A 1,322-nucleotide genomic window follows, 5' to 3' on the forward strand; every position below is an offset into this window, starting at 1 on the left:
GTGAAGCGCTCCGGGATCGGTGGAGGCTCTATGCGTTGACTCCAGCCGCCGGTTGGGGCTGGAGTTGAGCGTAGTGGTTGGTCTCGTGTTCGTGGGGCGGGATGTCCCCGATGGCGGTATGGAGGCGCTGGTTGTTGAACCAGTCGACCCATTCCGCGGTGCCGAGCTCGACGTCGGCCAGACCGTGCCAGGGCCTGCGGGGCTTGATCAGCTCCGTCTTGTAGAGGCCGATCTGGGACTCCATGAGCGCGTTGTCCAGGGCGTCGCCGACGGTGCCGATCGAGGCGTCGATGCCGGCCTCGAGCAGGTGGGCGGTGAACGCGAAAGACGTGTATTGACTGCCCGCGTCCGAGTGATGAACGAGCCCGGGACCTGCGGGAATGCCAGCCCGGTCGCGGCGCCACAAGGCCATGTCGAGGGCGTCGAGGACGAGCTTGGCCCGCTTGCTGGTCGCGGCCGACCAGCCGACGATCGCTCGGGAGAACACGTCCACAACGAAGGCGACGTAGACGATGCCGGACCAGGTTGCGACATAGGTGAAGTCGGCTACCCACCGCTCGTTCGGACCGGACGCGGTGAAGTCGCGTCTGAGCAGGTCAGAGGCCCGCTCATGGCCGTCATCGCGGATGGTTGTGCGGATCTTCTTCCCGCGTCGGGCACCCTCAAGACCAAGGTCACGCATCAGCCGGGCGACCGTGCAGCGGGCCACAGGTATGCCTTCGCGGTGCAGCTGCCGCCAGACCTTCCGCACTCCGTAGACACCGAAGTTGTCGGCGTGGACGCGGCTGATCTGCGTCTTCAGCTTCGCGTCGCGGACCGACCGCGGGCTGGGGGTGCGGTTCTTGGCGGCGTAGTAGGTGCTCGTCGCAATCTTCAGTCCGTGGCTGGTCAGGACCTTGCAGATCGGCTCGACTCCGAACACCTGCCGGTGGGCGTCGATGAACGCTACGAGCGCTTCGACGGCCGGTCGAGCTCGGCCGCGAAGAAAGCCGAGGCCGCCTTGAGGATCTCGTTGGCCCGGCGCAGCTCGGCATTCTCGGCCCGCAGCCGCTTGATCTCCGCGGCCTCCTCCGAAGTCACCCCGGGACGCTGGCCAGTGTCGACCTCGGCCTTGCGGACCCACGTCCGCACCGTCTCGGCCGAACCGATGCCCAGCTTTGCGGCGACCGCTTTCATCGCGGCCCACTCAGTTGGATAGTTGGGGCGAACCTCAGCGACCATGCGCACCGCACGCTCACGAAGCTCGGCAGGGTAAGGGGACGGACGGGCCATGACTCGATCCTCTCAGGGAATCGTGCCTCCATCAGACCCGGAGCGCTTCA

General features: G+C 66.6%; 1 protein-coding gene. It reads right to left on the reverse strand.

Going from position 1 to position 1,322, the window contains the following annotated elements:
• Positions 1-28: 28 nt before the first annotated feature.
• A protein-coding gene (locus C3488_RS39635; protein WP_103845634.1) for an IS3 family transposase occupies positions 29-1,272 on the reverse strand; the annotation gives its coding sequence in 2 pieces (ribosomal slippage) (positions 29-990 and positions 990-1,272; 1,245 coding nt in all).
• Positions 1,273-1,322 lie beyond the last annotated feature (50 nt).

This window comes from Streptomyces sp. Ru72, from assembly GCF_002920635.1.
In the GTDB taxonomy this organism is placed as follows: Bacteria; Actinomycetota; Actinomycetes; order Streptomycetales; family Streptomycetaceae; genus Streptomyces.